The following is a 5,793-nucleotide window of genomic DNA, read 5'->3' as shown; positions in this document are numbered from 1 at the left end:
CCGGCGGCGGCTTGGGTGTGGCCGATGTTGGATTTGATGGAGCCGAGCCAGAGGGTGTGGTGCCGCATCGCCATGATCATTTTGATGAGTCCGGCGGTGCCGGCGGCGGCTTGGGTGTGGCCGATGTTGGATTTGATGGAGCCGAGCCAGAGGGGGTTGTCGGGGGTGTGGTGGGGTCCGTAGGTGGTTTGGAGGGCGTGGGCTTCGATGGGGTCGCCGAGGGTGGTGCCGGTGCCGTGGGCTTCGATGGCGGTGATGTCGGCGGGGGTGAGGTGGGCGTTGGTGAGGCCGTTGCTGGCGCCGTCGGAGTTGATGGCGCTGCCGCGGATGAGGGCGTGGATGGGGTGGTGGTTTTTCTGGGCGTCGGTGAGGCGTTCGAGGAGGAGGAGGCCGGCGCCTTCGGCCCAGCCGGTGCCGTTGGCGGCGTGGGCGAAGGGTTTGCAGCGTCCGTCGGGGGCGAGGGCTTGTTGGCGGGAGAATTCGATGAAGACGGCGGGGGTGGCCATGAGGGTGATGCCGCCGGCGAGGGCGAGGGTGCATTCGCCGTGGTGGAGGGCTTGGGTGGCGAGGTGGAGGGCGACGAGGCTGGAGGAGCAGGCGGTGTCGATGGTGAGGGCGGGGCCTTCGAGGCCGTAGGTGTACGCCACCCGCCCCGACGCGACCGAGGACGTCGACCCGGTGAGCAGATAGCCCTCGAACCCGTCCGGCGCGCGTTCCAGCCGCGTGCCGTAGTCGTCGTACATGACGCCGGTGAACACGCCGGTCTGGGTGCCGCGCAGGCTGTGGGGGTCGATGCCGGCGCGTTCGAACGTCTCCCAGGCGATCTCCAGCAGCAGGCGCTGCTGCGGGTCGATCGCGGTCGCCTCACGCGGGGAGATCCCGAAGAACGCCGCGTCGAACTCGTCCGCGTCGTGCAGGAACCCGCCGTGGCGGACGTAGGTGTGCCCGGCCCGGCCGGGATCGGGGTCGTAGAGCCGCTCGGTCTGCCAGCCCCGGTTGACCGGGAACTCGGACAGCGCGTCGGTGCCCTCGGCCACCAGCCGCCACAGCTCCTCCGGCGAGGTCACCCCGCCGGGGAAACGGCAGCCCATGGCGACCACCGCGATCGGCTCGTCGTCCGTGCGCGGCTCGGCCGTCGCCGGTCTCGCCGCCGGGCGCGGGCCGGTGAGCCGGGTGAGCAGATGCTCGGCGAGCGCCGCCGGCGTCGGATGGTCGAACACCACCGTCGACGGCAGCCGCGTGCCGGCCGCCGCGCCGAGGCGGTTGCGCAGTTCCACCGCGGCCAGCGAGTCGAAACCGAGACTGCGGAAGGCCTGGCCCGCGCCGATCGGCGCGACGTCGTCATGCCCGAGGACGGCGGCGGCATGCTCGCGCACCAGCTCGACGAGGGCCTCTCGGGCCCGCGGCTCGGGCATCGCCGCCAGCCGCTCGGCGAGGCCGGTGCCGGGCTGCTCCGCCTCGGCCTGCCCGCCGGCGCTGCCGGTTCCGTCCGGGGACCCGGCGGGTCCCGCCGGTGCGGTGGAGCCGGCGAGGTCCGGGAAGACGTCTGACCGCGTCCGCACCACGGTGGAGAACAGGGCGGGAAGCGTGCCCTGCGCGGCCCGCCGCCGCAGCGCGGGGCGGTCCAGCCGAGCCGGGACGACGACCGGCACGCCCGCGTCGAGCGCGGCGTCGAACAGGGCGAGGCCCGCCTCCGACGTCATCGGGGCGAGCCCGGCGTGCGCGAGCCGGGCGCGGGCCGCGTCGTCGAGATGTCCGGTCATGGCGGTCTCCTGCGCCCACAACCCCCAGGCCAGGCTGAGGGCAGGCAGCCCCGCCCCGCGCCGGCGGCGGGCGAGCGCGTCCACCGCGGCGTTCGCCGCCGCGTAGTTCGCCTGGCCGGCGGTGCCGAGAACACCGGCGGTCGAGGAGAACAGGACGAACGCGCGCAGGTCGTGGCCACGGGTCAGCCGGTGCAGCTGCCAGGCGGCGTCGACCTTCGCCCGCCAGACCTCGGCGAGCTGCCGCTCGGTGAGTGCGGTGACGACCCCGTCGTCGAGCACGCCGGCGGCATGGACCACGCCGCGCAGGGGATGCCCGTCGGCGACGGAGGCGAGCAGCGTGGCGAGGGCGGCCGGGTCGGCGACGTCACAGGCGGCGATCCGGGCGTCGGCGCCGAGTTCCGTGAGCGTGGCGAGCAGTGCTGGCGCGCCGGGGGCGGCGGTGCCGGCGCGGCTGGCCAGGAGCAGGTGGCGCACGCCGTGCGAGCGGACCAGGTGCTGAGCGACGAGCCCGCCGAGTACCCCCGTGCCGCCGGTGATCAAGACGGTGCCGTCCAGGCCCGTGAACGGGGAGGAGGCATGCGGGGACGTGGCGGCGGCCGGGGCGGCGGTGGCGACCGCGGAAGGGGGTGTGGTGTCGTCCGCGGCGGGAGAGGAGCCGCCGACGGGCAGGTGGTCCAGGCGCGGCGCGAACAGAGCCCCCGCGCGCAGCGCGAGACGCGGCTCGCCGCCGGCTCGCACGGCCTCGGCCAGTGCGGCGGCGATGGTGACGGCATCTCGTGCCGATCCGGACTCTGCCGCCGGTGCGGCATCGGGGTCCGGTGCGGCGGTGGTGTCCGGTGTGGCGTCGGGGTCCAGATCGAGCAGGGCGATGTCGTCCGGGTGCTCGGACTGCGCGGAGCGCACCAGGCCCCACGCTGCCGCGCCGCCGAGGTCCGCGACGCCATGGTGCAGGTCGGTGGCGACCGCCCCGCGGGTGGCCACCACCAGCCGGATCCCGGCCGGGTGATCGTCCGTCAGCCAGTCCCGCAGCTCGCGCAGGACGCGACCGCCCAGGTCGAGCGCGGTGGCGGGCGTTGCGAACCGGTCGTCGCCGGACCAATCGTCGCCGGACCGGTGGTCGGACCGGTCGTCGCCGGGCCGGTTGTCGGACTGGTCGTCGTCGGGATGGCTGTCGTCGGACCCGCGCAGGGCCGGGGTGGTGAGACCGACCGCGAGGATCACCGCGTCGGGGAGGCCCACGCCACCGCCGTCGCGCAGGGATCGGGTGAGCGCGGCGATGCTCGGGTGCACGGATGTCGCCGCGGGCAGGGACAGCGTCGCGGCATCGGCCGGGAGCCCCACCAGCGCCCATCGACCGGCCCCGGCCGGGGTGTCGCCCGCCCGCGGCGCCGGCGCGATGGGTAGCCACCGCTCGACCAGGAGCTCGCCACTGCCCTGGTCCCGCGGCAGCGCGCCGGGGGACATTGGCCGGGTCGACAGGGCGTCGGCGGTCAGGGCGAGTCGGCCCGCGGTGTCGCGGGCGACGACGGCGAGCCCGCCGGGGGTGGGTGTCAGGCGCACGCGCAGCGTGCTGGCGCCGGTCGCGTGGCGGACGACACCGGTCCAGGCGAACGGGAGCTGGACCGCGTCCGGCCCCGCCGCGGTGTCCGTGCCGGTGGTGTCCATGGCCGCGATGTCCGTGTCCGTCGCGTCCGTGCCGGTGGTGTCCTCCGCGGCCGGCGCCTCCGTGGCGACGGTGCCAGCTCCGGCGTCATCGGCGAGCAGGCCGAGCGCGATCGGGTGCAACGCGGCGTCGAGCAGCGCGGGGTGCAGGCCGTAGGCCGGTGTGTCCAACTGGTGCACCGCGGGCAGGACCACCTCGGCGAGGACGTCCGTCCCCGCGCGCCAGGCGGCCACCAGCCCCTGGAAGGCGGTCCCGTAGTCGTATCCGCGGGCGGCCAGGCGGCGGTACGGATCGGCCAGGTCGACGGGCCGCGCGCCGGGGGGCGGCCAGGCCGTCTGGGCACCGTCGGCCGGATCGCGATCGGCGGGGTCGCGGACCGGCTCCACCACACCGCTGGCGTGATGTGACCAGGGCTCGCTGTCGGCGTCCTCCGGACGGGCGTACAGGTCGGCACTGCGCCGGGCGCTGTCGTCGCTCGGCCCCAGCACCACCCGGAGCAGGACCGCGCCGTCCTCGGGCAGGACGAGCGGGGCGGTGAGTGTCAGGTCGGCCACCCGGGCGCAGCCGGCCCGACGCCCGGCGGCGAGGACGAGATCGAGGATGGCGGTCCCGGGGAGCAGTGGGACGCCGTGCACCGCGTGGTCGGCGAGCCACGGCTGGGAACCCAGGGACAGTGTTCCGGTCAGCACCTGCCCGCCGGTGTCGGGAAGGTCGACGGCCGCGCCGAGCAGGGGATGGTCGATCGCCTGCAGGCCGACGGTGTCGAGGCGGCGGGCCGTGGCGGGCGCGGACAGCCAGTGCCGTCGGCGTTGGAAGGGATAGGTCGGCAGCTCGAGGTGCGGCGGGCGCGGATCGGCGGGGCGCGGCGCCAGCTCGACCGACAGGCCGCTGGCCCAGGCCTGGCCCAGGGCCGCCAGCAGCCGGGTCGGGTTGTGGCCGTCGCGGCGCAGGGTCGCCAGCGCCCGTGCCTGTCCGCCGTCGGGCGCTGCGGTGGCGAGGGTGTCCGTCATCGCCGAGACGAGCACGGGATGCGGGCTGACCTCGATGAACGTGGTGTGGCCGGCCGCGGCGAGCGCCCGGACGACCGGTTCGAGCAGGACCGGCTCGCGCAGATTGCGGTACCAGTAGTCCGCGTCCAGCCCGGCGGGGTCCAGCTCGCCGCCGGTCACGGTCGAGTGGAACGCCACCCCGCGCTCGGTCGCACGGCCCTGGACGCCGTCGAGCACCCGGCGCAGCTCCGGTTCGAGCACGTCGACGGCGGGGGAGTGCGAGGCGTAGTCGACGGGGATCGCACGGGCGTGCACACCGGCGGCCGCGCAGGCGGCAAGGAGCTCGTCGAGGGCGGTCCGTTCGCCCGACACGATCGTGGTCGCCGGGCCGTTGTGGGCGGCGATGCCGATCCGGCCCGTCCAGGGCGCGATGCGCTCGGTGGTCGCCTCGGCGTCCAGCGACAGGCTCACCATGCCCCCGCCACCCGCGATGGCGGCGAGCGTGCGGCTGCGCCGGGCCACGACGAGCGCGGCATCGTCGAGGCTCAGGCCGCCGGCGACGTGCAGGGCGGCGATCTCGCCCTGCGAGTGGCCGACGACCGCGTCGGGACGCACCCCACGTTCACGCCACAGCGCGGAGAGGGACACCATCATCGCGAACAGCGCGGGCTGGACCACGTCGACACGGTCGAGCAGGCGTGGATCCGCCCGGCCAAGCAGGACGTCGAGCAGCGGGACGTCCAGATGTGGCGCGAGCGCGTCCGCGCAGGTGGTGAGCTGGTCGCGGAACGCGGCCGAGACGTCGAACAGGTCCGCCGCCATCCCGGCCCACTGCGATCCCTGACCCGGGAAGACGAAGACGGTCCGCCCGGGTTCGGACACCGTGTCGCGCACGAGGGCGGCGGCGGGCCGGTCCTCGCCGAGCGCGGTGAGCGCGGCGGAGAACCCGGCGGGTGAGTCGGCGATCACGACCGCCCGGTGCGCCAGCGCGGCCCGTCGGGACAACGCGACGGCAGTCGCTGTCAGGCCGGGCGGGTCGGGGAGTCGGGCCAGGTGGTCGCGTAGCCGCAGCGCCATCTCCCGCAGGGCGGCGGGGTCGGCCGCGGACAGGGGCCAGGCGACGGGGTGTGCCGGTGGGGCCGCGGCTGGGGGAGCATCTCCGGTCCCAGTTCCGGTCCCGGTCGCGTCAGCGCTCTCGTCCGTCGTCCGGGGCTGGGGGTGGTTCTCGTTCTCGTTCCCTGTTCTGTCGTCGTCGGTCTGGTTGTCGGTGCTGGTGGTGGGTGTGCTGGTGCTGGTGGGGGGTTCTTCGATGATGAGGTGGGCGTTGGTGCCGCTGATGCCGAAGGCGCTGATGGCGGCGCGGCGGGGGGTGTGGGTG

1 protein-coding gene is annotated in these 5,793 nt (G+C 75.4%); it reads right to left on the bottom strand.

Translation table 11 applies throughout. From position 1 onward, the window contains the following. On the bottom strand, positions 1-5,793 hold a 5,793-nt coding region (locus C1A33_RS18645; protein WP_115537974.1), incomplete at both ends, for a type I polyketide synthase.

The organism is Frankia canadensis (assembly GCF_900197875.1).
Lineage (GTDB): Bacteria > Actinomycetota > Actinomycetes > Frankiales > Frankiaceae > Frankia > Frankia canadensis.
The sequence above is the reverse complement of the archived record's forward strand: the minus strand, read 5'-3'. Positions and strand labels throughout refer to the sequence as shown.